The organism is Chachezhania sediminis, assembly GCF_009765275.1.
Taxonomy (GTDB): domain Bacteria; phylum Pseudomonadota; class Alphaproteobacteria; order Rhodobacterales; family Rhodobacteraceae; genus Chachezhania; species Chachezhania sediminis.
Genome location: NZ_VOPH01000005.1, coordinates 112475 through 135561, shown reverse-complemented (window position 1 = coordinate 135561; position 23087 = coordinate 112475). Strand labels below are relative to the sequence as shown.

Sequence of the window (23087 nt, the reverse complement as noted above, 5' to 3'; positions counted from 1 at the left end):
ACGGCGGCCGCGATTCCCCCTATCTGGCTCCGACCAGTTTCCGGGCGCGGCCACAGGCGGCGCCCTTGACCTTTGGCGCCGGGTTCAGCGGGATCTGTGCGTACTTACAATGCGAAGGATGAACCGATGTCGCGTCGTTGCGAACTGACCGGAAAAGGCCCGATGAGCGGGCAGAACGTGAGCCACGCCAACAACAAGACCAAGCGTCGGTTCCTGCCCAACCTGAACGATGTCACGCTGCAGTCGGAAACGCTGGGCCGTGGCGTGAAGCTGCGCATTTCGGCCCATGCGCTGCGCAGCGTCGACCACCGCGGCGGCCTGGACGCCTTCCTGGCCAAGGCCAAGGATGCGGAACTGTCGGACACCGCGCTGAAGGTGAAGAAAGAAATCGAAAAGGCGAAAGCCTCGGCCTGAGGGCCGCTCGCGCCGCATCTTCCGGCCGCACTATCGTGATCAAGCGCCCCGCCATTGGCGGGGCGTTTTCGTCTTGTGGGTCCCTTGCCCCGCGTGGCACCAGTGACCCACCATGCGCCGTTTCCGGACATATCTGGCCCTGAGCCTTGCCGCGCTGCTGGTCCTGACCGGCGCGGGGCTGGCCGCGGCACGCACGGCCCCGGATCCGGCGGGGCGGATGGTGCTGTGTTCCGGCGCCGGTCCCGTTGCCGTCTTTGTCGATGCGGACGGCAACCCTGTCGGGCCGCCGCATTTCTGCCCGGACAAGGCGCTGCTGCTTCTGGCTGCGGTTGCACTGCCGCTGCTTCCAGAGCTGGTTCATCTGTCCGAAGAGACTTCCGAAAGGGTCGCACATGTGCGCATGGCGTCCCGCGCGGTTCCGCATATTCTGCCAAGAGGACCCCCGTTGCCCGTGTGATTGCGAACCATTCCTGCCTTGACGCCCGACAACACACGGAGCACCCGATGAACATTCGAAATCAAATGGCCGGCCTTGCCCTTGCCGCCCTCTCTGCCACTGCCGCCTGGGCCGATCCTGTGATCGAGATCGTCGATCCCTATGCCCGCGTCGCCTCGCCCACGGCGATGTCCGGGGCGGCCTTCATGGTGCTGCGCAACACCGGCGACACCGACGACAGGCTGATCGCGGTCCGCACGCAGGCGGCCGCGAAGTCCGAGCTGCACACCCACAAGGAAAACGACCAGGGCGTCATGCAGATGATGGCGGTCGAGGACGGCTTTGCGGTGCCCGCCGGCGGCGATCATGCGCTGGCGCGGGGCGGCGACCATGTCATGCTGATGGGCCTTTCCGCCCCCCTGGCGCAGGGTGACGCCGTGCCCATGGTCTTTGTCTTCGAGAAGGCCGGAGAGATCGCGGTCGACGTCCCCGTCGACAACGAGCGCAAGCCGGAAAACTGAACGGTTGCTGTCGGACGTGACGGGGCCAGACGGCTGACGGGGAACCGTCAGTTGCGGCGCACCAGTTCGTCGACCCAGGCCGGCACGATTTCTGTCGCCGGTCCCAGCCGGGTCTCGTGGAACAGGCGCGACCCGGCCGAGCGTTCAAGGTTCAGTTCCAGCGTCCGGATATCGTTGGCGCGGGCTTCCTGCACGAAACCCGCCGCCGGATAGACCTCGCCCGAGGTGCCGATCGACACGAAGAGGTCGGCCGAGGCCAGGTGGTCATAGATTTCGCCCATCCGATAGGGCATCTCGCCGAACCAGACGACGTCCGGGCGCCCGAACGGGCCGCCACAGGCCGGGCAGGCCTCGTCCGGCGCCATGGTGTCCGGGGCATGCCAGCGGTGCCCACAGCCCGCGCAGAGCGCGCTGTCGAGCCGCCCGTGCATGTGGATGACCCCCGCGGCGCCGCCGGCTTCGTGCAGGGCATCGACATTCTGGGTGACGATCACGACTTCGCCCGCGTGATGGGCCTGCAGGCGGGCCAGCGCGACATGGGCGGCATTGGGCTTGGCCTCGGCCGCCTTGACCCTACGGAAGTTGTAGAACTCCTGCACCATCGCCGGGTTGCGGGCGAACCCTTCCGGGGTCGCCACGTCCTCCAGCCGGACCTGGGTCCACAATCCGTCCTTGTCGCGGAAGGTGCCCATGCCGCTTTCGGCCGAGATGCCGGCGCCGGTCAGGATGACGATCTTTTCCATGGAACCCCGCTCCGCTACCCTCTGGTGACTTTAGATTTCGGAGGTGGGCCATGAAAGTCCTCTTTGTCTGCCTGGGCAACATCTGCCGGTCGCCCGCGGCCGAAGGCGTCGCGCGGGCGCGGCTGCCCGGTGTGACGTTCGACAGCGCCGGAACCGGCGACTGGCACGTGGGAGAGCCGCCCTACGGGCCCATGCAGCGGGCCGCGGGCGCGCGGGGGATCGACTTGGGCGACCTGCGCGCGCGGCAGGTGGTGGCGGCGGATTTCGAACGGTTCGACCTGATCGTCGCCATGGACGCCGACAATGTGGCCGGGCTGGAACGGGTGCGCCCGGCGGGGAACAAGACGCCGGTCACGCGCCTGACGGATTATGCGCCGGATTGCGGCGCCTTGGCCGTGCCCGACCCGTATTACACGCGGGATTTCGACGGTGCGCTGGACCTGATCGAGGCCGGCATCGCCGGGTTGGCGCAAGTCCTGGCGCCTAGCGGGGCGTGACCGCCGGAACGCTGCCGGCCCGACCCATCCGTCGGCCGGCTGTCCCTGGCAACGGACTTCGCCGATCGGGTGGCGATCCAGCCGGCGGCAGGGGGCCAGGTTCGTTCGCGGCGGTCCCGCTTGGCCCCGGCGGTCTGCGCCGGCCGCGTCAGGCTGCAGCCGTCGAGTGGGCGTAGTCCATGTAAAGCTCACGGGCCTTCGACGCGACCGGACCGACGCCAAGATCGCGGTCTTCGAACTTCACCACCGGCATGACCTTGGCGATGTTGCCGGTGATGAAGATCTCGTCCGCCTGTTCGAAATCGGCGACGGTCATCGTGGTTTCCGACACCTCGACCCCTTCGGCCGTCAGAAGCTTGATCACCCGCTGCCGGGTCAGGCCGTTCAGGAAGCACCCGTTCGGCGCCGGTGTGAACACGGCGCCGTCCTTGACCGCGAAAACATTGGTGCTGGCCGTCTCGGCCACATTGCCGTCGATATCCAGCGACAGAGCGTTGGAAAAGCCGCGCGCCCGCGCCCAGGCCATGATCCGGCCATTATTAGGGTAGAGAGAGCCGGTCTTGGCTTCGGTGATCGCCATGTCCTGCCGCGGCCGGCGGTAGGGTGCCACCGTCAACGTGTAGGAGCCGACCTGCGGCATCGGCATGTCCTCCAGGCAGATCGCGAAGGCGGTCGAATCCGGGTCGATGTCGATCAGGCCGGGGCTGCCATCGCGGGCCCACATCATCGGCCGGATATAGAGTTCGGCATCGGGGGCGAAGCGCTTTAGCCCTTCGCGGATCAGGGCCTCGATCTCCGGTCCTTCGATCGACGTGTTCATCCCCATCGCGGCGGCAGACCGGATCAGGCGGGCGCAGTGCAGGTCCAGGTCCGGCGTGACACCGTCGAACAGCCGGGCGCCGTCGAAGACCTGCGACCCCAGCCAGGCCACGTGGTCCGCCGCCGTGATGATAGGGGCGCTTCCGTCCACCCATTTGCCGTCGACATATGTTGCGATGGTGCTTCCGATAGCCATGAGACGTTCCGTTTCTGCGCGTGTTGTCCGGAGTCTGACCCCTGCGGCACCCGAGTGCAAGACTGCCGCCTTCCGATGCGGGTCAGAAGCCGCTGTCCGTCATGATCTTTTCCGCGGCGGCATGTCGGACGGGGCCGTAACCCCGGATGTCCATCGGCATCGCCAACAGCGCCCGCGCGGCCTGCGGATCTGCCGCGTAGGTCTGTTCGACCCTTGTCAGGACGCGTTCGAACCAGTCCAGCAGCGCCCGGTCCAGCTTGCGATCCTCGGTGTAGGAAAACGGATCGAAGGCCGATCCGCGCAGGGTTTTCATCCGGGCCAGCATCTTCAGTGGCTTTTGCATCCACGGCCCGAAGGTTTTCTTCAGCGGTCGCCCGCGGGCGTCCTGGCCCGTGTTCAGAAGCGGAGGTGCAAAGTGATAGTTGACCGCGAAGTCGCCTTCGAACGTATCGTGAAGTTCGCGGGCGAACCCGGTCGAGGTCATCAGGCGCGCGACCTCGTATTCATCCTTATATGCCATAAGCTTGAACAGTGATCTCGCGGCAGAGATCACCGGGGCGTCGCCCGCATCGGCAGGCAGCGCGGACTGGAACCGGTCCAGCCGCGCGCGGTAGCGGTCGGCATAGGCCCTGTTCTGGTAGTCCTCCAGAAAGGCGGCACGGGCGTCGATCAGGTCCTGGGCCGTTTCCGCGGCCTTCGGCGTCTCGTCCAGGTACTCCGCCAGCGCCTGCGGCCGTGCGGCCAGAACGCGGCCCAGGTCGAAGGCCATGGCGTTCTTGTCGACCGCCACGCCGTTCAGCAGGATCGCCTGTTTCAGAGCAACTTCGCTGACCGGCACCATGCCTTGCTGAAAGGCGGCGCCCATGGCCATTATGTTCGCGAAGACGCTGTCCCCCATCAGTTTTTCCGAAACGCGGTTGGCGTCGAAGGCCAGCATGTTTTCGGCGCCCACGGTCCGGCCGATCAACCGTTCGCGGGCGTCGATCTTCAGGTCGGCATCGCGGTGCAGGACCAGGTCGCCTGTCGGCATCTCGGCCCGGTTCAGCACGACCCTGGTGCCGGGCCGATAGTGGGCCGACGCCTTGGGCGAGGCACAGACCACCGCGTCGCAACCGATTACGCCGTCGGCCGCGCGCTCCTCGATCCGGACCTGGTTGATCTGGTCGGGCGTCGCTGCGATGCGGACATAGCCCAGGACCGTCCCGAACTTCTGGGCAAAGCCGGTGAAGTCCAGCACGCTGGAACCCTTGCCCTCCAGATGTGCGGCCATGCTGATCAGGGCACCGACCGTCACGACGCCCGTGCCGCCGACGCCGGCAACAAGCAGGTTGTAGGGCGTGGAAAGGTCGGCGGACGTGGGGCGCGGGAGGTCGGTCTTCAGGGCGTCCAGATCGATGCTGATAGGCCTTGGCTTCTTCCGCGTGGCGCCCTTAACAGTCACGAAGCTGGGGCAGAACCCGTTCAGGCAGGAATAGTCCTTGTTGCAGGACGACTGGTTGATCTTGCGCTTGCGGCCGAATGCCGTCTCTTTCGGTTCGACACTCAGGCAGTTGCTTTCGACCGAACAGTCGCCGCAGCCCTCGCAGACGAGGTCGTTGATGAAGGCAAAGGTATCCGGGTCCTGCATCTTGCCGCGCTTGCGGCGGCGGCGCTTCTCTGTCGCGCAGGTTTGTTCGTAAATCAGGATACTTACGCCCGGGACCTCGCGCATTTCGCGTTGCACGGTGTCCAGATCGGCACGGTCGTTGAAGGTGGTGAAGGCCGGAAAGTCGGACGGATTGAATTTGGTCACATCGTCCGAGACGACGGCGATCCGCTCGATCCCTTCCGCCCGGCAGGACATGGCGATGGCCTGCGGACTGATCGGCCCGTCGACGGGCTGGCCGCCGGTCATGGCGACGGCGTCGTTGAACAGGATCTTGAAGGTGATGTTTGCCCCGGCCGCCACGGCCTGCCGGACCCCCAGCGAGCCGGAATGATACCACGTTCCTTCGCCCAGGTTTTGGAACCGGTGCGGCTTGCCCGCGACAAAGCGCGATCCGGCGGACCAGGTCACGCCTTCGCCGCCCATCTGAGCGTAGCCCAGCGTGTTGCGGTTCATCGATGCCGCCATGACATGGCAGCCGATGCCGCTCATCGCGACGCTGCCGTCGGGTACCTTGGTCGATGAATTGTGGGGGCAGCCAGAGCAGAAGTACGGCGTCCGCGTGGCACCGGGCACGTTCAGGACAGGTGTCGGGTTTTCCGTCAGGGCGCGGGCCCGCGCGGGCAGGTTCTCGTCCGGGAAGAAGGGGGCAAGGCGCTTGGCCAGCACGGGCACCAGCTTCAGCGGGCTGAACTCACCGGTCCAGGGCAGCAGGTCGGCGCCAGTCTCGTCATGCTTGCCGACCATGCGCTGCGGCTTGGCGCCGGGCCAGTCGTAGAAGTGTTCCTTGAACTGGCTTTCGATGATGCCGCGTTTTTCCTCGACCACCAGAACCTCGTCCTTGCCGGACACGAAGTCCAGCGCGTCCCGGCGCGCCAGCGGCCAGACCAGCCCCACCTTGTAGATGTCGATCCCCAGGCGGCGGCAGGCGGCCTCGTCCAGGCCCAGCAGGCGCAGGGCCTCCATCAGGTCCAGATGGGCCTTGCCGGTCGTCACGATGCCATAGCGCGCGTCGGGGATATCATAGATCCGCCGGTCGATCGGGTTCGCCTCGACAAAGGCATGGAGCGCAGCGAGCTTCGCGACCATGCGGACCTCGATTTCGGTCGACGGCATCTCCAGCGGGCGGATGTGCAGGCCGCCGGGCGGCACGTCGATGGGCGGATGGCTGAAGGTCCGGTCCGGTTTCAGATCGATCGACTGTCCGGATTCCACGGTTTCCGAGATTGCCTTGAACCCGACCCACAGGCCGGAAAACCGTGACAGGGCAATGCCGTATTCGCCAAATTCCAGATATTCGCCGACCGAAGCGGGGTTCAGCGTGGGCACGAACCAGGACATGAAGGCCACGTCCGACTGGTGCGGCATGGACGACGACACGCAGCCATGATCGTCGCCCGCCACGACCAGAACGCCGCCCTTGGGGTGCGATCCGAAGGCGTTGCCGTGCTTCAGCGCGTCGCCGGACCGGTCGACGCCCGGGCCCTTGCCGTACCACATGGAAAAGACGCCTTCGACCTCTGCCGCGGGATCCAGTGCCGCCTGCTGGGCCCCCAGGACGGCAGTGGCGCCCAGGTCCTCGTTCACCGCGGGCAGGAATTCGATCCGGTCTTCGGCCAGGCGGGACTTCAGCCGCCACAGTTCCTGATCCACGCCGCCCAGCGGCGAGCCGCGATAGCCCGAGATGAATCCGGCGGTCCTCAGCCCTGCGGCCCGGTCGCGCCGGGCCTGGTCCAGCATGATGCGGATCAGGGCCTGCGTTCCGGTCAGGAACACCCGGCCTTCGGTCAGCGCGTTGCGGTCCGTCAGCTTGTAGCCTTCGATCCGGCGGTCCTGCTTCGTCATCGGCGTGCCTCCCTTCGGCTGCTGGATGGAAGGATAGACCGGAGGATCTGAAAAATGTGACCGTGTGTCTTGGTCAGACCCTAGAAATATGAAATGATCTGCCAGAATAGGTGGGAGATCCGGTCGATCATGCCAGAAGTGGACCGTATAGATCTGAAGATCATTCAGGCGCTGAAGCGGAACGCCCGCATCTCGAACGCCGAACTGGCCGAGACGGTCGGCACGTCCGTATCGTCCTGCTGGCGGCGGGTGCGCGCGCTGGAGGACAGCGGCGTGATCGCAGGCTACACGGTCCAGCTGGACGACAAACAAATGGGCATGGGCTTTCAGGCGATTGTGCATGTCCAGTTGCGTCGCCATGCCCACGACGATTTCGCACCTTTCGTGAAGGCGATGCACCTGCAGGACGAAATCCGGGCCTGTTGGGCCACGACCGGGCAGGCGGATTACCACCTGCATGTCGTCTGCGCCGATATCGACGGCTTCAACCGGTTCCTGGACGAATTCCTGTTCCGCATGCCGGCGGTGGCCAGTGCGCAGACCAACCTGATCCTGCGGACCCTGAAATGATCGGGCTTCGGCCGGATCGGTGGTTCAGTTCGGTTGGGCGTAGGCTGACGCGATGTTCGCGCTGGCAACATCTGCCCGAACCCGGAAGCTTTGCGTTGTCGATCCGGGTCCGGGCTTTCCACAGCCGGAGTGGTCGAGAAGCTGCAAGGCCCGTTGGAAAAGGTAAGCTGACCCTTCGGAAGATTAACCAATCCCGCACTCTGTCATTGGCAAAAGGACAGATGCGCATTTTCTTAATTCCGGAATTGCCGTCGGTGCATTCGCGGGGAAGCAATTAAGTTCGTTTCAAATGGTATGGTTATTGAAGGGGCGGCGACAAGCATGCGGCATTGTCCGGATCGGTCGGTCGACAGCGGCCGCCAGACTGGGGCGTGAAGCCAATTGGGGGCGAATGCCACTAATCTTTTGGGAAGCAAGCATCCCGGGACATTGCTTTGGACGCTTGCATTGATGAAGTGAGGCCTCCGCGGCGGACGGAACGCCACGCGCAGGGTCAGATCAGCCCGCGCCAGCGCAGGACGACGATCAGCAGCACCATCACCAACAGGATATTGAAGGCCAGCGCGGCGGCCCAGCCCAGCCACCAGCCCTTGTGCCGTTCCTTCGGATCGACAGAGGCCAGATGGGCGCGGATTTCCTTCGCGTCGCGGTCGAGGCTTGCGGTGTCGAGCATCAGGTGCAGTTTCGGGTGCGAGGCGAGGGGTTCGGCCGCAGCAAGGACGCGGGCCTTGGCGCGAAGCCGTCGCGGCAACAACCCGCGGGTGCGACGGAAGCTTTCGGCGACAGTCTTACCGCTGGTCCCCAGCTTTTCATGGGCCAGCTGGCTGAGCGCCTGCAGTTCCTGCGCGATGTCCGCCTGTGCTTGCATGTTCGATTCCCGCCGTGCCGCGGGACCATACCGGGTTCGCCGGGGCAAGGGAACGGGGTGGAACGGGGTCGCGACTGAAGTCGCGCTCCTGCGGAGGCCGGGGCGTTCGGAGTTCCGGGCCCAGGAGAGCGGGCGGGTGAGGTCAGGGCGGTCCGGCCTCGGTAGCCTGTTTGTCCCGCGCCTCCCAACCGGTCAGCCAGTCGGAACCGCCGAGCGCCGAGACCAGGGGGGAGAGATCGTCGACATGGGAGCGCCAGGTGTCGAGGCCCCTGCGGTTGATCTGTTCGCGGACCTGCAGGGCGGACGCCGTGCGGACAGCGCCGGCGGCATCTTCAGGGGTCAGGCAGGCCGGATCCCAATCGAGGCCGGCATGGGCGACAAGGGCGCGAATCTGGGGCTCCGGATCCTCGACCAGCGCACGGTAGGATTGCTGGCGAAGCATGGGGCCCAGTTTGGTGGCGTAGTCGTCGAGAGAGCGATGCGCAGCCAGGGTCATGTGGGCGATCCGGTCGAGGGAATAGGAGAAGGCCTGAGGGCTGCCGAAATGGGTCGAAAGGCAGGACAGCCCGGTGTCGAGCGGGTGGCGCAGCATGAAGACGAAGCGGGCCTCCGGGAGGAGGCAGTGGGCAAAGCCCAGGTCGAAGAGGTTCAGGGGCAGCTTGTTGACCACGATCCTGTCGGGCGCAGGCAGCGCGATGCGGGCGCGGGCGTAGAAGGCGGTGCGATGGCGCGCCAGGTCATCCGGCGTCAGCGCCCGGAACCAGTCCCAGCTGGTCTGGTCCGGCGGCAATGTTCCGGTCCTGCGCACGGCGGCGCGGCGTAGGTCGGCCAACAGGTCCTGCAGAACGGGGTGCTCGCCGATGCTGCGGACCTTCGGGTGGCGGGACAGGATTGCCTCCACCAGCGTCGTGCCGGAGCGGGGCAGGCCCACGATGAAAAAGAGGCGCGGTTCGGCACTGTCCGGCGCTCGGTGCGGGGCAGGCCAGCGGGCAGGGTCGAAGGTTGCGATCTGCCCGTCGACATGGGCGTCGATGGCGGCGGCGGGATATGGCGGCGGGGCCAGGGCCTTGGCCTGTCGGAAGGCGCGGAAGGCGCGGTGGTGGTTTCCCGATGCGGCCTCGATCCGGCCGATGGCGTTCAGGGCAAGGGTGCGGTCTGAGGCCTGCGTCTTCTTTGCGCGGGCAAGGTCGCGCAAGGTTCGGGCGCGGGCGCTGTCGGGGGCAAAGGGGCGCAGACGGTTCAGCGAGGCCAGCGCCGGCACGTTGCGGGGGCGGAGCGACAGCAGCGTCTCGAACGCCTGGATCGCGCCGTCGCGGTCGCCGGCAGCCAGGCACATCGCGCCCAGCCTGCCCCAGGCGGCGGCATCTTTCGGGCCGGTGTCGGCCACGATGCGCATCAGCTGAAGCCCCGCATCGGTCGCGTCCAGGTTCCAGTAGCAGGTGGCGGCCAGGTCCAGCAGCATCCGGTCCTGTGGCGCCGCGGCGAGAAGGGGGAGGAGCACGGTCAAGGCGGCCTCGAACTTTCCCGTCGCGACGAGATCGGCGGCGGGATGCGACGGGGTACGGGGAAGCTTTGGGGCGGGCATCGGTCTGGGCAAGGCGCTGTGTTCCTGAAGCCGGGGCTGAGGGGGACCGTACGGGAACATCGTTAACCGCGAATTGAGGCCGGTGCGGTCAGTGGTACTGGCGGCCGGGCGGCGCGGGCGGTATCAACGGGCCATGCTGAACTGGAACGCATATGGGCCCGCGGATGCGCGGCCGCCGCTGGTGATCGCGCATGGGCTCTTCGGCTCGGCCCGGAACTGGAACGTGATAGCGACACGGCTCGCCGAGACGCGGCGGGTGATCGCCGTGGACATGCGCAACCACGGCCATTCGCCGTGGAGCGACGATCATTCCTATGCCGCGCTGGCCGGCGACCTGGCCCAGGTGATCGACAAGATCGGCGGCCCGGCCGACGTGCTGGGCCATTCGATGGGCGGCAAGGCGTCGATGATGCTGGCGCTGACCTATCCGGAAACCGTGCGGCGGCTGATCGTGGCGGATATCGCCCCGGTCGCCTACGGGCACAGCCAGATGCAGTACATCACGGCGATGAAGGCCGTGGACCTGTCCCAGGTCCAGCGCCGGTCGGACGTGCGGGAGCAACTGGCGGCGCAGGGGGTGGATCCGGCCCTGCAGGCGTTCTTTACCCAGTCGCTGGATCTGGCAGGCAAGCGCTGGCAGATGAACCTGGACGCACTGGCGGCCGGCATGGACGACCTGGTGGGCTTTCCGAAGGTCGACGCGCACTGGGACGGGCCGGCCCTGTTCCTGACGGGCGCCCTATCAGATTATGTAAAGCCGGAGCATCGGGAGCTGATCCGGTCGCTGTTCCCGAAAGCCCGCTTTGCCAAGATTCCGGGGGCGCAGCACTGGCTGCATGCCGACAAGCCGCGCGAATTCGAGGCGGCGGTCAGGGTCTTCCTGGACAGTTAGGATTTTCGGGGGGCAGGGATCGCGCCCTCGCCGGGTCGGGCGGGCTGGGGCGCGTACGGGCCCCGGCGGAAGTGTTCAGGGCAGATGTCGCGGGCGACGGCCGGTCAGCCGCGCCCGCGGACGGGATCAGTAGATCGGGAAGCGCTGGCAGAGTTCTGCGACTTCGGCGCGAACGGCCTCTTCGACCTCGGCATTGCCGTTTTCACCATTGGTGGCCAGGCCGTCGACGACGCGGACGATCCAGTCGGCAATCAGCCGGAATTCCGGCTCGGCGAAGCCGCGGGTGGTGCAGGCCGGGGCGCCAAGGCGGATGCCTGACGTCACGAAGGGCTTTTCCGGATCGAAGGGGACGCCGTTCTTGTTGGTCGTGATATGTGCGCGCCCCAGTGCGGCCTCGGCCGCCTTGCCGGTCACGCCCTTGGGACGCAGGTCCGCCAGGCAGAGGTGGTTGTCGGTGCCGCCCGAAACGATGTCGATCCCGCCCTTCATCAGCTGGTCTGCCATTGCCTGGGCATTGGCCACCACCTGCGCGGCGTAGGTCTTGAACTCCGGCCGCAGCGCCTCGCCGAAGGCCACGGCCTTGGCTGCGATCACGTGCATCAGCGGACCGCCCTGCAGACCCGGGAAGACGGCAGAGTTCACCTTCTTGGCGATCGCCTCGTCATTGGTCAGGATCATGCCCCCGCGCGGACCGCGCAGCGACTTGTGGGTCGTCGTGGTGACCACATGGGCATGGGGCAGGGGCGACGGGTGCACGCCACCGGCAACCAGACCCGCGATATGGGCCATGTCGACCATCAGGTAGGCGCCGATCTCGTCCGCGATCTCGCGGAACTTGGCCCAGTCCCAGACCCGGCTGTAGGCGGTGCCGCCGGCCAGGATCAGCTTGGGCTTGTGTTCGAGCGCCTTGGCGCGGACCTCGTCCATATCCAGGACCTGATCCTGCTGGCGTACGCCGTAGGAGACGACGTTGAACCACTTGCCCGACATGTTGACGGGGCTGCCGTGGGTCAGGTGACCGCCAGCATTCAGGTCGAGCCCCATGAAGGTGTCGCCCGGCTGCAGCAGCGCCAGGAACACGGCCTGGTTCATCTGGCTGCCGGAATTCGGCTGCACGTTGGCGAAGCCTGCACCGAACAGCTCTTTCGCGCGTTCGATGGCCAGCGTCTCGACCACGTCGACATACTGGCAACCGCCATAGTAGCGCTTGCCCGGATAGCCTTCGGCATACTTGTTCGTCAGGACAGAGCCCTGTGCCTCAAGCACGGCGGCGCTGACGATGTTTTCCGAGGCGATCAGCTCGATCTCGTCGCGCTGGCGACCGAGTTCGTTGGTGATGGCGCCGAAGATCTCGGGATCGCGGGAGGAGAGAGACTCGGAAAAGAAACCGCTGTCGCGATGAGTGACGGTCATGGCGTGCTCCACTGTTCGGGGCGTGTCGGGCTCTCCTAGCGGAGGTGCGGCACGGGATAAAGCCCGTAGAGGGTCGTATTGGCGCATGGATGCGACATCCACGTCAATTTCCTGCGACGGCTGGCCTTGTGAGGAAAGCTGTGCTTGTTTCGGAACCGGTCGCTGCGGACAGGAAACATCGGTCATGGTGCAAAAGATTGCCTTCCTGGCCAGCCGGGCCCCGGTGGCACAGACGGCCCGCGCGGCGCTGATCGGACGCTATGGCGACGTGGCGGTCGAAAAGGCCGACGTCATCGTGGCGTTGGGCGGCGACGGGTTCATGCTGCGCACGCTGCACGCGACCGAGGCGCTGCCCGCCCCGGTCTATGGCATGAACCGCGGGACCATCGGTTTCCTGATGAACGAATATTCCGAGGCCGATCTGCCGGAACGCCTGGCCGCGGCCGAGGAAGAGCTGTTGAACCCGCTGGCGATGCTGGCGGTCGACCAGGCCGGCAACACGCACGAGGCGCTGGCGATCAACGAGGTGTCGCTGCTGCGGGCAGGGCCCCAGGCGGCGAAGCTGCGGATTTCCGTCGACGGGCGGGTGCGCCTGTCGGAACTGGTCTGCGACGGGGCGCTGGTGTCGACCCCGGCGGGATCGACCGCCTACAACTATTCCGCCCACGGGCCGATCCTGCCGATCGGGGCGGATGTGCTGGCGCTGACGGCCATCGCGGCCTTCCGACCGCGGCGCTGGCGGGGTGCGCTTTTGCCGAAGACCGCGCGCGTCCGTTTCGACGTGATCGAGGCGGACAAGCGGCCGGTGCATGCGGATGCCGATTCCATTTCGATATCGAATGTTCATTGGGTGGAGATTCGATCCGAACCTTCCATTACCCACAGAATTCTTTTCGACCCGGGTCATGGGCTGGAAGAACGGTTGATCGCCGAGCAGTTTACTTAAAGTGGCTCAATACGCGTAATTGGGTATTGCATTATGTTAATGATCTGTTAACAAACTTATATATTCTTGTCGCAAATTAGACGTTTGTCTAAGTTGCCGACCGTGTCGCTGTGTGCCGGTTGTTCGAGTTTTCCTTCAGAGTTGGCATGTTTCGCCCGAAGCGGGCGCGGTGGTCCATCGCGCCCGCAAAGCCTGTGCCAAAATCTCTATTCGACATCGCACGATGACGAAAAAAGGCAGAAGCCGAAGCTTCTGCCTGTTTCATTAATTCCGTAATTCCCGTTTCAGGAAATTTGCCGGTCGCGTCCTTCCCAGAAGGGTTTGCGCAATTCCGTCTTCAAAACCTTGTTCGCGCCCGACAGCGGGAACGGTTCGGTGCGATAGGTGATCGAGCGGGGGCACTTGTAGCCAGCGATCAGCGTGTGGCAGTGTGCGATCAGTTCTTCCGTCGAGGTCTGGGCTCCCTGCTTCAGGATGACGATGGCGTGGACTTCCTCGCCCCATTTCTCGGACGGGATACCGATCACGGCGCTGGTGGCTACGGCGGGGTGACGGCCCAGGGCATTCTCGACTTCGGTGGAATAGACATTTTCCCCGCCCGAGATGATCATGTCCTTCACCCGGTCCATAAGGAAGACAAAGCCTTCGTCGTCCATGTAGCCGGCATCGCCGGTATAGACCCAGCCGTCCTTGATCGTGGCGGCGGTGATGTCGGGCTTTTTCCAGTAGCCCAGCATCGCGTTCGGGCCCTTGACCACGATGTGGCCGACCTCGCCCCGGGGCAGTTCGGTATCGTCCTCGCCGCGGATCTCGATCTCGTCGATCCGCGTGGCCCGGCCGGCCGACCGCAACTTGCCGGCCTTGGGGCCTTCGGTCACGTGGTATTCCGTCCCCAGGATCGTGGCGACGGGGCTCAGTTCCGTCTGGCCGAAGGCTTGCAGGAACTTCACGCCGGGGAACTTGCCGAAGGCGTCGATCAGGGTCGCCTCGGTGATGGGCGAGGCGCCATAGGCGATCAGTTCCAGCGACGAGGTGTCGGTGTCCGCCAGTTTCGGCGCGGCCAGGATCATCTGCAGCATGACCGGCACCAGAAGGATATGGCTGGGCCGGTAGCGTTCGATCGCCTCCAGCGTGGCGTCCGGGGTGAAGGCCGGGATCACGACATGGGTGCCCGCCGCGAAGGTGATCGCCATGAAGAACAGGAAGTCGGCGATATGGAACATCGGTGCGGCGTGCAGATAGACGGTACCGTCCAGGATGCCGATGGCCTCGGAATTGGCGATGCCGCCGGTGAAGAAATTGGTGTGCGACAGCATCACGCCTTTTGGGAACCCGGTGGTGCCGCCGGTATAGAACAGCCCGGCCATGTCGTCACCGCCGCGGCCGGCATCCGGGGCGGGGGTGGCTGCGGCCAGCATCGCCTCGTAGTTCAGCATGCCGGCGGGCGTTTCGCCGTCGCCGACATAGATCACGTGCTTCATGCCCGGCACCTCGGCCCGGATCTTTTCGACGGTCGGCGCGAAGGCGGCATCGACCATCAGGACGCTGCATTCGCCGTCGTTCAGGGCATAGGCGCATTCCGGCGGCGCCCAGCGGATGTTCAGCGGCATCACCGCACCGCCACCCCAGGTCACGCCGAAGAAGTACTCCAGGTAGATGTCGGAATTCAGCGACAGCATCGCCACGCGGTCGCCCGGGCCCATGCCCAGGTCCTGAAGCGCCCCGGCCAGCCGTTCGACCCGGCTCCGGAACTCGGCCCAGGTCCGGTCACGGCCTTCGAACCGGGTTGCAAGCCCGTTCGGATTGATCTGCGCTGCGCGACGAAGAATTGCAGAAATCTGCATGGTCTTTCGGCCCTCCCCAAGCCTTTGGATCCATCATCTTTTTCATGACCTTCATGGCAGCGCCGGGCGCTGTCAACAGGGGCCATCGCAGGCGTGGACAGGGGAGGGAAACGGCCGCGGCGGAACCGCCACGGCCAGTGGGTCAGACGGTCAGCCCATCTGCTGCCAAAGCGGCAGGCACATCCGGCCCACGCGCGCCTCGATCGCCTGCATGGCATCGACGATCAGGTCCTCGCGCCAGCGGCGGCCGCTGATCTGGACGCTGATCGGCTGCCGGCCCTTGGGCAGGTCCGCCAGGCGCGTCGGGACCGATCCCGCGGGCAGGCCCATGAAGTTCATCGCATAGGACCAGATCGCGGCGCCCAGCACCTCGTTCACGCCGTCTTCGCCTTCCGCATCGCGGTCCGGTGCGAAGAAGGGCTGCGGCAGGAACGGCGACAGGACCAGCGGATAGTCCTGCAGGAAGAAGGACCAGGTCCGCGCGAAATGGCTGCGCTTGGCCATCATTTCCAGAAGCTCGACCCCGTCATAGGGCGGGAACATGTCGAAATAGACGTCGAAGATCTGGTTGATCGTCTTCGACCCCGTGGCGCGGATCGCGGTTTCGGTCAGGGCCTTCGTCTCGCCCATCAGGGCGCGATAGCCGATCTCGCCCGCTTCCTTGATCAGCGGCGGCTCGACCTCGACCACGTCATAACCTGCATCGACCAGCGCGTCGCGCGCGTTGTCCAGCGCGGCCTCGACTTCGGGGTGCAGATCGAAGCCGCAGGTTTCCTTTGTGAAGCCGACCTTGATCGGGCCGTCCAGCGCGTCGCCGCGCCAGGGCAGGGGCACATGGAACGGATCTCCCGCACGGTTCCGGATCATCGACGGCATCGCCAGGTGCAGGTCGGCGGCGGACCGGACCAGCAGGCCCTGCACCGACATCGACTGCGACAGCATCCCCCGTTCGGCGGTCTGCGACGGGTTCCAGGCAGGGACCCGGCCCAGGCCAGGCTTCACCGTCACGGCACCATTGGCCGCGGCCGGGAACCGCAGCGACCCGCCGATATCGTTGCCATGGGCCAGTGCGCCGATCCCGGCCATCACGGCCGACCCGGCCCCGCCCGAAGATCCGCCGGCCGAGATGTGCTTGCCCCAGGGGTTATGGGTGCGCCCGTAAAGTTCGTTGTCGGTATCGGCCCGGAAGGAAAATTCCGGCGTGTTCGTGCGCCCGATCACAACGGCGCCGGCATCCAGCAGGTTCTTGACCAACGGCGCATCGTCGGGGGCGATGACGTCTTTCAGCGCGACCACGCCATTGGTGGTGGCATGGCCCTTCTGGTCGACATTGACCTTGATCGTCACCGGCACGCCATGCAGCGGGCCGGGGTCGTTTCCGGCGGCAAGGGCTGCGTCCAGCGCATCGGCGCGCTCCATCGCTTCGGTCCGCAGGTCGGCCACCACGGCGTTCAGGGCGGGATTGACCGCGTCCATGCGCGCGATGGCGTCGCCCACAGCGTCAGAGGCCGAAACCTCGCCTTTCCGTGTCAGCGCTGTCAGTTCGACGGCGCCAAGCTGCCAAAGGGGCTTGTCGGGCATGATCTTCTCCTGTGCCGGGGTGGGAACCGGCGGCACAGTAGTCCTCGGGGCGGCAGTGGCAAGGCCGCCCCGACGCAATTGCCTGCGACCAAGAGGTCAGGCGGCAGCGTAGCCTATGGTCTGCAGCGCCTCGCGGATCTCGTCCAGGATGGCGGGATCGTCGATCGTGGCGGGCATCTTGAAGGGTTCGTTGTCCGCGATCTTGACCATGGTCGCCCGCAGGATCTTGCCCGACCTCGTCTTGGGCAGACGGTTCACGACCACCGCCAGCTTGAAGGCGGCGACCGGGCCGATCTGGTCGCGGACGCTGGCCACGACTTCCTTCACGATCTCGGCATGGTCGCGATTGACGCCCGCGTTCAGACACAGGAAGCCCACGGGCATCTGGCCTTTCAGCTGGTCGGTCACCCCGATCACGGCGCATTCGGCGACGTCCGGATGTCCGGCCAGAACCTCCTCCATCGCGCCGGTGGACAGGCGGTGCCCGGCCACGTTGATCACGTCATCGGTGCGCGCCATGATGTAGAGGTAGCCGTCCTCGTCGATATAGCCCGCGTCGCCGGTTTCATAGTAGCCGGGAAAGTTGGTCAGGTAGGACTTCCTGAACCGGTCTTCGGCATTCCACAGCGTCGGCAGCGTGCCGGGCGGCAGGGGCAGGGGCGTGACGATGGCACCCAGCTCTCCGGCGGGCAGTTCCCGGCCTTGGTCGTCCAGGATCTTCATCGCGTAGCCCGGCATCGGCACGCCGGGAGAGCCCAGCTTTACCGGAAGCTCCTCGATCCCCATGGGGACTGACACGGCGGGATAGCCCAGTTCGGTCTGCCACCAGTGGTCGATGACCGGAACGTTCAGGTTCCGTTGTGCCCACTGGATCGTGTCGGGGTCGGCGCGTTCGCCGGCCAGGAACAGGGTCCGCAGGTTGCCGAGGTCGTACTGGTCGATCAGCTCGCCCTTCGGATCCTCGCGCTTGACGGCGCGGATCGCTGTGGGCGCGGTGAAGAAGGCGGCAACTTTATGTTCCGCGATCACGCGCCAGAAGGTGCCGGCGTCGGGCGTGCCAACGGGCTTGCCTTCGAAGACGATGGTCGTGTTGCCGTGGATCAGCGGGCCATAGCAGATATAGGAATGGCCCACGACCCAGCCCACGTCGGACGCGGCCCAGAAGACCTCTCCCGGCTGGACGCCATAGACGTGGCGCATGGTCCAGTTCAGCGCGACCAGGTGGCCGCCGGTGGCGCGGACCACGCCCTTGGGCGCGCCAGTGGTGCCGGAGGTGTACAGGATATAGGCCGGGTGATTGCCTTCCACCGGGACGCATTCCGCCGGTTCGACACCGTACTGGAAGCTGTGCCAGGCGTAATCGCGGCCTTCCTCCAGCCGGGCGACTTCCTGTTCGCGCTGGAAAATGACGCAGAAATCCGGCTTGTGATTGGCCTGGGCCAGAGCGCCGTCCAGCAGCGGTTTGTAATGGACGACGCGGCCCGGTTCCAACCCGCAGGAGGCAGCGATGATCGCCTTGGGCGTGCAGTCGTCGATCCGGACCGCCAGCTCGTGCGCGGCAAAGCCGCCGAAGACGACCGAATGAATGGCGCCAAGGCGGGCGCAGGCCAGCATTGCCTCCAGCGCTTCGGGCACCATCGGCATGTAGATGATCACCCGGTCGCCCTTTTCCACGCCCTTGGCCCGCAGCGCGCCGGCCAGCGAGGCCACGCGCTTCTGCAACTCGGCATAGGTGATCTCGTGCTTGGTGTGGGTGATCGGGCTGTCGTGGATGATCGCCACGCGGTTGCCATGGCCGGCTTCGACATGGCGGTCGACGGCATTGTAGCAGGCGTTGACCATCCCGTCGGAAAACCATTCGTAGATCGGCGCGTTCTCGTCATGCAGCGCCCGGGTGGGGGGCTCGACCCAGTCGATGGCTTCTGCCGCGTGCATCCAGAACGCCTCGGGGTCCGAGGACCAGCGTTTCATCAGATCGGCATAGCTCATCAGGGTTCTCCTCCGTGCCTGTTAACTCCCGTCATGCGGGATAATACCTTTCCGGCGGTTGTCGCCAGAGCATGGGCCTTCTGCAAGGCTGATATGCATGCCGCGTTGACGCAGCGCAAAGTGCAAGGATTTTTTTCGGTCCTCCGGGGCGGCCAGGGGCGAATCGTCCGACCGGGTGCCGGCTTGGGGAAGCGGATCCAAATCCGCTTTGGAAGGCCCTTCGAAAGGGCCTTCCTGTCCCGGCCCTGCCGCTATTCGTAGACGGCGACCGGGGTGCCCGCGATGGCGGTCATGTTCAGCAACCCCCGCGAGGTGATCGAGTTCGACACGATATGCGCGCGATTGCCCATGCCCATCAGGATCGGCCCCACCTCCAGCCCGCCGGCCTTGGCCTTCAGGATGTTGCGCACGGCGCTGGCCGAATCCGCCTGGCCGAAGACCAGGATATTCGCGGGCCCCTCGAACCGCGACTGCGGCAGGACCCGGGCGCGCAGTTCTCCGTCCAGGGCCGTGTCCGCGTTCATCTCGCCCTCGTAGGCGAAGTCGCGCGGCTGGCTGTCCAGGATCGCCAGAGCCTCGCGCACCCGCACGCCAGACCCCTTGGACAGGTTGCCGAACTGCGATTGCGAACACAGCGCCACCTTCGGCTCCACCCCGAAACGGCGCGCGTGGCGCACGGCGCCCAGCACGATGTCGGCCAGGGCCTTCGGATCGGGTTCATGGTGGACCTGCGTGTCCGCGATGAACAGCGGCCCGTCCTCCATGATCATCAGCGACAGCGCGCCCACGGGCTTCAGCGCGTCATTGGCCAGCACCTGTGTCACATAGTTCAGATGCCAGCGGTATTCGCCGAAGGCGCCGCAGATCATGCTGTCGGCCTCGCCCCGTTGCACCATGATCGCGGCAATGGCGGTCGTGTTGGTGCGCAGGATCGCCTTGGCGACGTCGGGCGTCACGCCGCGCCGCGCCATGATCTCGTGATAGCTGGTCCAGTAGTCGTAGTAGCGTTCGTCCTGCTCGGGGTTGACGATGTCGATGTTCTCTCCGGGACGGATCGTCAGGCCCAGCTTTTCGCACCGGGCTGCGATCACGTCGGGGCGGCCGATCAGGATCGGCGCGTCGTTCATCTCTTCCAACACGGCCTGCGCGGTGCGCAGCACCCGTTCGTCCTCGCCTTCCGCAAAGACGATCCGGCGCGAGGTCGAGGCGGCGGCGTCGAAGACCGGCCGCATAAGCAGGGCGGACTTGAAGACCGACTGCTCCAGCTTCTCGAAATAGGCGTCCAGGTCCTCGATCGGCCGGGTGGCCACGCCGCTTTCCATCGCGGCCCTGGCGACGGCGGACGACACGATGGCGATCAGCCGCGGGTCGAAGGGTTTCGGTATCAGGTAGTCCGGCCCGAAGGTCAGCTGTTCCCCGCGATAGGCTGCCGCGGCCTCGGCGCTCGTCGTTTCGCGCGCCAGTTTCGCGATGCCATTGACGCAGGCCACTTCCATCTCGTCGTTGATCGTGGTCGCGCCCACGTCCAGCGCACCGCGGAAGATGAAGGGGAAGCAGAGGACGTTGTTCACCTGGTTCGGGAAGTCGCTGCGCCCCGTGGCGATGATCGCGTCGGGGGCGACCTTGCGGGCCTCTTCCGGCATGATTTCGGGCGTGGGGTTGGCCAGGCCGAAGATGATCGGCCGCTTGGCCATCCGCTTCACCATCTCGGGCGTCAGCGCACCCGCGACCGACAGGCCCAGGAACAGGTCCGCGCCGTCGATCACGTCGTCCAGCGTCCGGAGGTCGGTCTTCTGGGCAAAGACGTCCTTGTGCGGGTTCATCTCTTCCTTGCGGCCTTCATAGACCAGGCCCGCCACGTCGCACAGCCAGATATTCTCGCGCTTGGCGCCCAGCTTCACCAGCATGTTCAGGCAGGCGATGCCCGCCGCTCCGCCACCGGTGGACACGATCTTGATGTCCTCGAACTTCTTGCCTGCGACATGCAGCGCGTTCGTGGCCGCAGCCCCCACCACGATGGCGGTGCCGTGCTGGTCGTCGTGGAAGACGGGGATGTTCATCCGCTCGCGGCACAGCTTTTCGACGATGAAGCAGTCGGGCGCCTTGATGTCTTCCAGGTTCACGGCGCCGAAGGTCGGCTCCAGCGCGCAGACGATGTCGGCCAGCTTTTCCGGGTCGGGTTCGTTCACCTCGATGTCGAAACAGTCGATATTGGCGAACTTCTTGAACAGGACCGCCTTGCCTTCCATCACAGGCTTGCCGGCCAGCGCGCCAATGTTGCCCAGCCCCAGAACTGCCGTTCCGTTCGAGATCACGGCAACCAGGTTTCCGCGCGAGGTATAGCGCGCCGCGTTCTGCGGGTCGGCCTTGATTTCCAGGCAGGCCTCGGCCACGCCCGGGGAATAGGCCCGCGACAGGTCGCGGCCATTGGCCAGCGGCTTGGTCGCCCGGATTTCCAGTTTTCCGGGGCGCGGGAATTCGTGATAGAAAAGCGACGCCTGGCGCAGATTTTCGCCGTCCGACATGGGCAGCACTCCTTCATCGGTGCGCGGGCGGAACGGCCCGCATGGGAACAGGTCTGCCCGGCCAGGCACCCGGCGCCTGACGGCCGGTGCCCCTGCGAGAAGGGCAATCGGAAATTCTTGTCCGCGACGAACCTAGCGGGCTTGGGTGGAAAGGCAAAGCCCCGCTGGGCCTACCCGTGCCGCCGCGCTTCGGCTTGAAAATACGCCCCCGTCGCGCCACTGTCTGGGCAGGACGAGAGGCCCGCCATGACGACCCAAAACGACATCATCGCAGAGATCCGCCTGCCCACGCAGGAACTGCGCAACGACATTCCCTTCTTCACAAGGGTGCTGGGGATGCGGATGGACATGATCTATCCGGCCGACGACCCGCGGGTGGGGGTCTTTTCCGGCCACGGCCTGCGCCTGCGCATCGACCGCGATGCCACCGAAGCTCCCGGCACGATTCGGATCCTGACCGACGATCCCGACGGGTTCGCCGGCGGCGCCCGAAACCTGACCGCGCCCAACGGGACCAGGGTGGAAATCGTCGACCGAAACCCGCCGCTGGTCCTGCCCACGACGCTGCATTCCTTCGTCGTCCGCCGACTGGCCGACCAGGCGCCCTGGATCGTCGGCCGCGCAGGCATGCAATACCGCGACCTGATCCCCGACCGTCTGGGCGGGTCGATCATCGCCAGCCACATCCGCATCCCCGATGGCGGTCCGGTGCCGGACATGGTCCATTTCCACAAGGTGGGATTCCAGCTGATCTTCTGTGTCCGCGGCTGGGTCGATGTCCTTTACGAGGATCAGGGCGGCCTGCGCCGCCTGACCCCCGGCGACTGTTTCATCCAGCCGCCCGAGATCCGGCACCGGGTCATGGAAGCCTCCGACAATGTCGAGGTGATCGAGATCGGGGTCCCGGCGGAACACGTGACCGAGATCGATCACGACCTGACCCTGCCCACGCCCCACATGCGCCCCGACCGGGAATGGCAGGGGCAGCGTTTCGTCCACAACCTGGCGGAAGGTGCGACATGGGGCGATTTTCGTCTGCCGGGCTTTCAAAGCCGCGACACGACCATTGCCGCGAACACACAGAACGTGGCCGGCGTGCAGGTCGTCCGTCCAGGGCACGGCACGCCCGCCTGGACGCGCCACGATGCCGACATCCTGTTCACCTACGTGATGGAAGGCGGCGTGACGCTCGAGGGCGAGGGGCGCGATCCCTTCCGGCTGGAAAAGGGCGATGCCTTCGTCATCCCGCCCGCCATGGGCACGCGCCTGTCGGAGCCCACGGCCGATCTTGAACTGCTGGAGGTTTCTCTCCCGGGGACCTTCGCCACCGAAACCGTCCCAGAACCGGAGCTTGCATGACCGACCTCTCCATGCGCGACGCCGCCCTGGCGGTCTATGAAAACGCCTATGCGCCCTATTCCAGGTTCAAGGTCGGGGCCGCGATCCGGACAGAGGACGGGACAGTCTTTCAGGGCTGCAACGTGGAAAACGTGGCCTACCCCGAAGGCACCTGTGCCGAGGCCGGCGCCATCGCCGCCATGGCCGCGGCAGGCGCGCGCAAGATCGTCGAGGTCTATGTCGTGGCCGACGCGCCCCTGCCGGTCCCGCCCTGCGGCGGCTGCCGTCAGAAATTGGCGGAATTTTCCGACGGTGACGTGCCGGTGACCATGTCGACCCTGTCGGGGATGGAGGACAAGACCACCGTCGCGCAACTGCTGCCCGGTGCCTTCGATGCCGGCCACATGGCCAATACCTGAC

General features: G+C 65.8%; 19 protein-coding genes. 9 read left to right on the top strand and 10 right to left on the bottom strand.

Annotated features, from left to right (window positions below; translation table 11 throughout):
- Window positions 1-126: 126 nt before the first annotated feature.
- The 3 genes from rpmB (at window position 127) to FQK05_RS16335 (ending at window position 1371) form a co-directional block, all read left to right on the top strand.
- Window positions 127-414 (top strand): 50S ribosomal protein L28, encoded by a 288-nt coding sequence (gene rpmB / locus FQK05_RS16345; protein WP_158968769.1) that lies wholly within the window; start codon window positions 127-129, stop codon window positions 412-414.
- Between the two features lie 112 nt (window positions 415-526).
- The gene (locus tag FQK05_RS16340; RefSeq protein ID WP_158968767.1) at window positions 527-871 is read left to right on the top strand and encodes a hypothetical protein; all 345 of its coding nucleotides are present in this window, start codon (window positions 527-529) and stop codon (window positions 869-871) included.
- Window positions 872-918: 47 nt separating this feature from the next.
- A complete protein-coding gene (locus tag FQK05_RS16335; RefSeq protein WP_158968765.1) occupies window positions 919-1371 on the top strand; it encodes a copper chaperone PCu(A)C in 453 nt (150 codons plus the stop codon).
- A 47-nt stretch (window positions 1372-1418) separates the two neighbouring features.
- On the opposite strand, the gene FQK05_RS16330 is transcribed toward FQK05_RS16335, so the two are convergent.
- Complete coding sequence (locus FQK05_RS16330; RefSeq protein WP_158968763.1) at window positions 1419-2114, bottom strand: NAD-dependent deacylase; 696 nt, start codon at window positions 2112-2114, stop codon at window positions 1419-1421.
- Window positions 2115-2164: 50 nt separating this feature from the next.
- Between FQK05_RS16330 and FQK05_RS16325 the strand changes: the two genes are divergently transcribed.
- Window positions 2165-2611 carry a low molecular weight protein-tyrosine-phosphatase gene (locus FQK05_RS16325; protein ID WP_158968761.1) on the top strand — a complete coding sequence of 149 codons (447 nt, stop codon included), beginning with the start codon at window positions 2165-2167 and terminating at the stop codon, window positions 2609-2611.
- A 148-nt stretch (window positions 2612-2759) separates the two neighbouring features.
- On the opposite strand, the gene FQK05_RS16320 is transcribed toward FQK05_RS16325, so the two are convergent.
- Both FQK05_RS16320 and FQK05_RS16315 read right to left on the bottom strand, forming a co-directional pair.
- Complete coding sequence (locus FQK05_RS16320; RefSeq protein WP_158968759.1) at window positions 2760-3626, bottom strand: branched-chain amino acid aminotransferase; 867 nt, start codon at window positions 3624-3626, stop codon at window positions 2760-2762.
- An 82-nt stretch (window positions 3627-3708) separates the two neighbouring features.
- Complete coding sequence (locus tag FQK05_RS16315) at window positions 3709-7116, bottom strand: indolepyruvate ferredoxin oxidoreductase family protein (protein WP_158968757.1); 3408 nt, start codon at window positions 7114-7116, stop codon at window positions 3709-3711.
- Window positions 7117-7209: 93 nt separating this feature from the next.
- Between FQK05_RS16315 and FQK05_RS16310 the strand changes: the two genes are divergently transcribed.
- Entirely contained in the window at window positions 7210-7686 is a 477-nt protein-coding gene (locus FQK05_RS16310; protein WP_233270543.1) for an Lrp/AsnC family transcriptional regulator, read from the top strand.
- 493 nt (window positions 7687-8179) lie between these two features.
- Here FQK05_RS16310 and FQK05_RS16305 read toward each other — a convergent pair whose 3' ends face one another.
- Complete coding sequence (locus tag FQK05_RS16305) at window positions 8180-8554, bottom strand: hypothetical protein (protein ID WP_158968755.1); 375 nt, start codon at window positions 8552-8554, stop codon at window positions 8180-8182.
- A 142-nt stretch (window positions 8555-8696) separates the two neighbouring features.
- Window positions 8697-10055, bottom strand: coding sequence for a sulfotransferase family protein (locus tag FQK05_RS16300; RefSeq protein WP_233270558.1), 1359 nt, complete (start codon window positions 10053-10055; stop codon window positions 8697-8699).
- 217 nt (window positions 10056-10272) lie between these two features.
- Here FQK05_RS16300 and FQK05_RS16295 point away from each other — a divergent pair, with 217 nt between their 5' ends.
- Window positions 10273-11031 (top strand): alpha/beta fold hydrolase, encoded by a 759-nt coding sequence (locus tag FQK05_RS16295; protein WP_158968750.1) that lies wholly within the window; start codon window positions 10273-10275, stop codon window positions 11029-11031.
- Between the two features lie 126 nt (window positions 11032-11157).
- On the opposite strand, the gene glyA is transcribed toward FQK05_RS16295, so the two are convergent.
- The gene (gene glyA / locus FQK05_RS16290) at window positions 11158-12444 is read right to left on the bottom strand and encodes a serine hydroxymethyltransferase (protein ID WP_158968748.1); all 1287 of its coding nucleotides are present in this window, start codon (window positions 12442-12444) and stop codon (window positions 11158-11160) included.
- 184 nt (window positions 12445-12628) lie between these two features.
- On the opposite strand from glyA, the gene FQK05_RS16285 reads away from it, so the two are divergent.
- Window positions 12629-13390 carry an NAD kinase gene (locus FQK05_RS16285; RefSeq protein WP_158968746.1) on the top strand — a complete coding sequence of 254 codons (762 nt, stop codon included), beginning with the start codon at window positions 12629-12631 and terminating at the stop codon, window positions 13388-13390.
- 284 nt (window positions 13391-13674) lie between these two features.
- Here the strand turns inward: FQK05_RS16285 and FQK05_RS16280 are convergent, their stop codons facing one another.
- The 4 genes from FQK05_RS16280 to FQK05_RS16265 form a co-directional block, all read right to left on the bottom strand.
- A complete protein-coding gene (locus FQK05_RS16280) occupies window positions 13675-15234 on the bottom strand; it encodes a long-chain-fatty-acid--CoA ligase (RefSeq protein WP_158968744.1) in 1560 nt (519 codons plus the stop codon).
- A gap of 150 nt (window positions 15235-15384) precedes the next feature.
- A complete protein-coding gene (locus FQK05_RS16275) occupies window positions 15385-16815 on the bottom strand; it encodes an amidase family protein (protein ID WP_158968742.1) in 1431 nt (476 codons plus the stop codon).
- A 96-nt stretch (window positions 16816-16911) separates the two neighbouring features.
- On the bottom strand, window positions 16912-18804 hold the full coding sequence (prpE, locus tag FQK05_RS16270; protein ID WP_158968740.1) for a propionate-CoA ligase PrpE: 1893 nt from the start codon (window positions 18802-18804) through the stop codon (window positions 16912-16914).
- A gap of 251 nt (window positions 18805-19055) precedes the next feature.
- The gene (locus FQK05_RS16265) at window positions 19056-21329 is read right to left on the bottom strand and encodes an NADP-dependent malic enzyme (protein WP_158968738.1); all 2274 of its coding nucleotides are present in this window, start codon (window positions 21327-21329) and stop codon (window positions 19056-19058) included.
- 246 nt (window positions 21330-21575) lie between these two features.
- Between FQK05_RS16265 and FQK05_RS16260 the strand changes: the two genes are divergently transcribed.
- Both FQK05_RS16260 and FQK05_RS16255 read left to right on the top strand, forming a co-directional pair.
- Window positions 21576-22688: a cupin domain-containing protein gene (locus FQK05_RS16260; RefSeq protein ID WP_158968736.1), complete on the top strand. Its 1113-nt coding sequence runs from the start codon at window positions 21576-21578 to the stop codon at window positions 22686-22688.
- On the top strand, window positions 22685-23086 hold the full coding sequence (locus FQK05_RS16255; protein ID WP_158968734.1) for a cytidine deaminase: 402 nt from the start codon (window positions 22685-22687) through the stop codon (window positions 23084-23086). The genes FQK05_RS16260 and FQK05_RS16255 overlap by 4 nt, the downstream gene beginning before the upstream one ends.
- The last annotated feature ends 1 nt before the right edge of the window (window position 23087 follow it).

Bases quoted from the DNA above. Each gene is read 5' to 3' on its own strand.
- rpmB (WP_158968769.1), top strand. From the start codon at position 127: ATGTCGCGTCGTTGCGAACTGACCGGAAAAGGCCCGATGAGCGGGCAG.
- FQK05_RS16340 (WP_158968767.1), top strand. From the start codon at position 527: ATGCGCCGTTTCCGGACATATCTGGCCCTGAGCCTTGCCGCGCTGCTG.
- FQK05_RS16335 (WP_158968765.1), top strand. From the start codon at position 919: ATGAACATTCGAAATCAAATGGCCGGCCTTGCCCTTGCCGCCCTCTCT.
- FQK05_RS16330 (WP_158968763.1), bottom strand. From the start codon at position 2,114: ATGGAAAAGATCGTCATCCTGACCGGCGCCGGCATCTCGGCCGAAAGC.
- FQK05_RS16325 (WP_158968761.1), top strand. From the start codon at position 2,165: ATGAAAGTCCTCTTTGTCTGCCTGGGCAACATCTGCCGGTCGCCCGCG.
- FQK05_RS16320 (WP_158968759.1), bottom strand. From the start codon at position 3,626: ATGGCTATCGGAAGCACCATCGCAACATATGTCGACGGCAAATGGGTG.
- FQK05_RS16315 (WP_158968757.1), bottom strand. From the start codon at position 7,116: ATGACGAAGCAGGACCGCCGGATCGAAGGCTACAAGCTGACGGACCGC.
- FQK05_RS16310 (WP_233270543.1), top strand. From the start codon at position 7,210: ATGATCTGCCAGAATAGGTGGGAGATCCGGTCGATCATGCCAGAAGTG.
- FQK05_RS16305 (WP_158968755.1), bottom strand. From the start codon at position 8,554: ATGCAAGCACAGGCGGACATCGCGCAGGAACTGCAGGCGCTCAGCCAG.
- FQK05_RS16295 (WP_158968750.1), top strand. From the start codon at position 10,273: ATGCTGAACTGGAACGCATATGGGCCCGCGGATGCGCGGCCGCCGCTG.
- glyA (WP_158968748.1), bottom strand. From the start codon at position 12,444: ATGACCGTCACTCATCGCGACAGCGGTTTCTTTTCCGAGTCTCTCTCC.
- FQK05_RS16285 (WP_158968746.1), top strand. From the start codon at position 12,629: ATGGTGCAAAAGATTGCCTTCCTGGCCAGCCGGGCCCCGGTGGCACAG.
- FQK05_RS16280 (WP_158968744.1), bottom strand. From the start codon at position 15,234: ATGCAGATTTCTGCAATTCTTCGTCGCGCAGCGCAGATCAATCCGAAC.
- FQK05_RS16275 (WP_158968742.1), bottom strand. From the start codon at position 16,815: ATGCCCGACAAGCCCCTTTGGCAGCTTGGCGCCGTCGAACTGACAGCG.
- prpE (WP_158968740.1), bottom strand. From the start codon at position 18,804: ATGAGCTATGCCGATCTGATGAAACGCTGGTCCTCGGACCCCGAGGCG.
- FQK05_RS16265 (WP_158968738.1), bottom strand. From the start codon at position 21,329: ATGTCGGACGGCGAAAATCTGCGCCAGGCGTCGCTTTTCTATCACGAA.
- FQK05_RS16260 (WP_158968736.1), top strand. From the start codon at position 21,576: ATGACGACCCAAAACGACATCATCGCAGAGATCCGCCTGCCCACGCAG.
- FQK05_RS16255 (WP_158968734.1), top strand. From the start codon at position 22,685: ATGACCGACCTCTCCATGCGCGACGCCGCCCTGGCGGTCTATGAAAAC.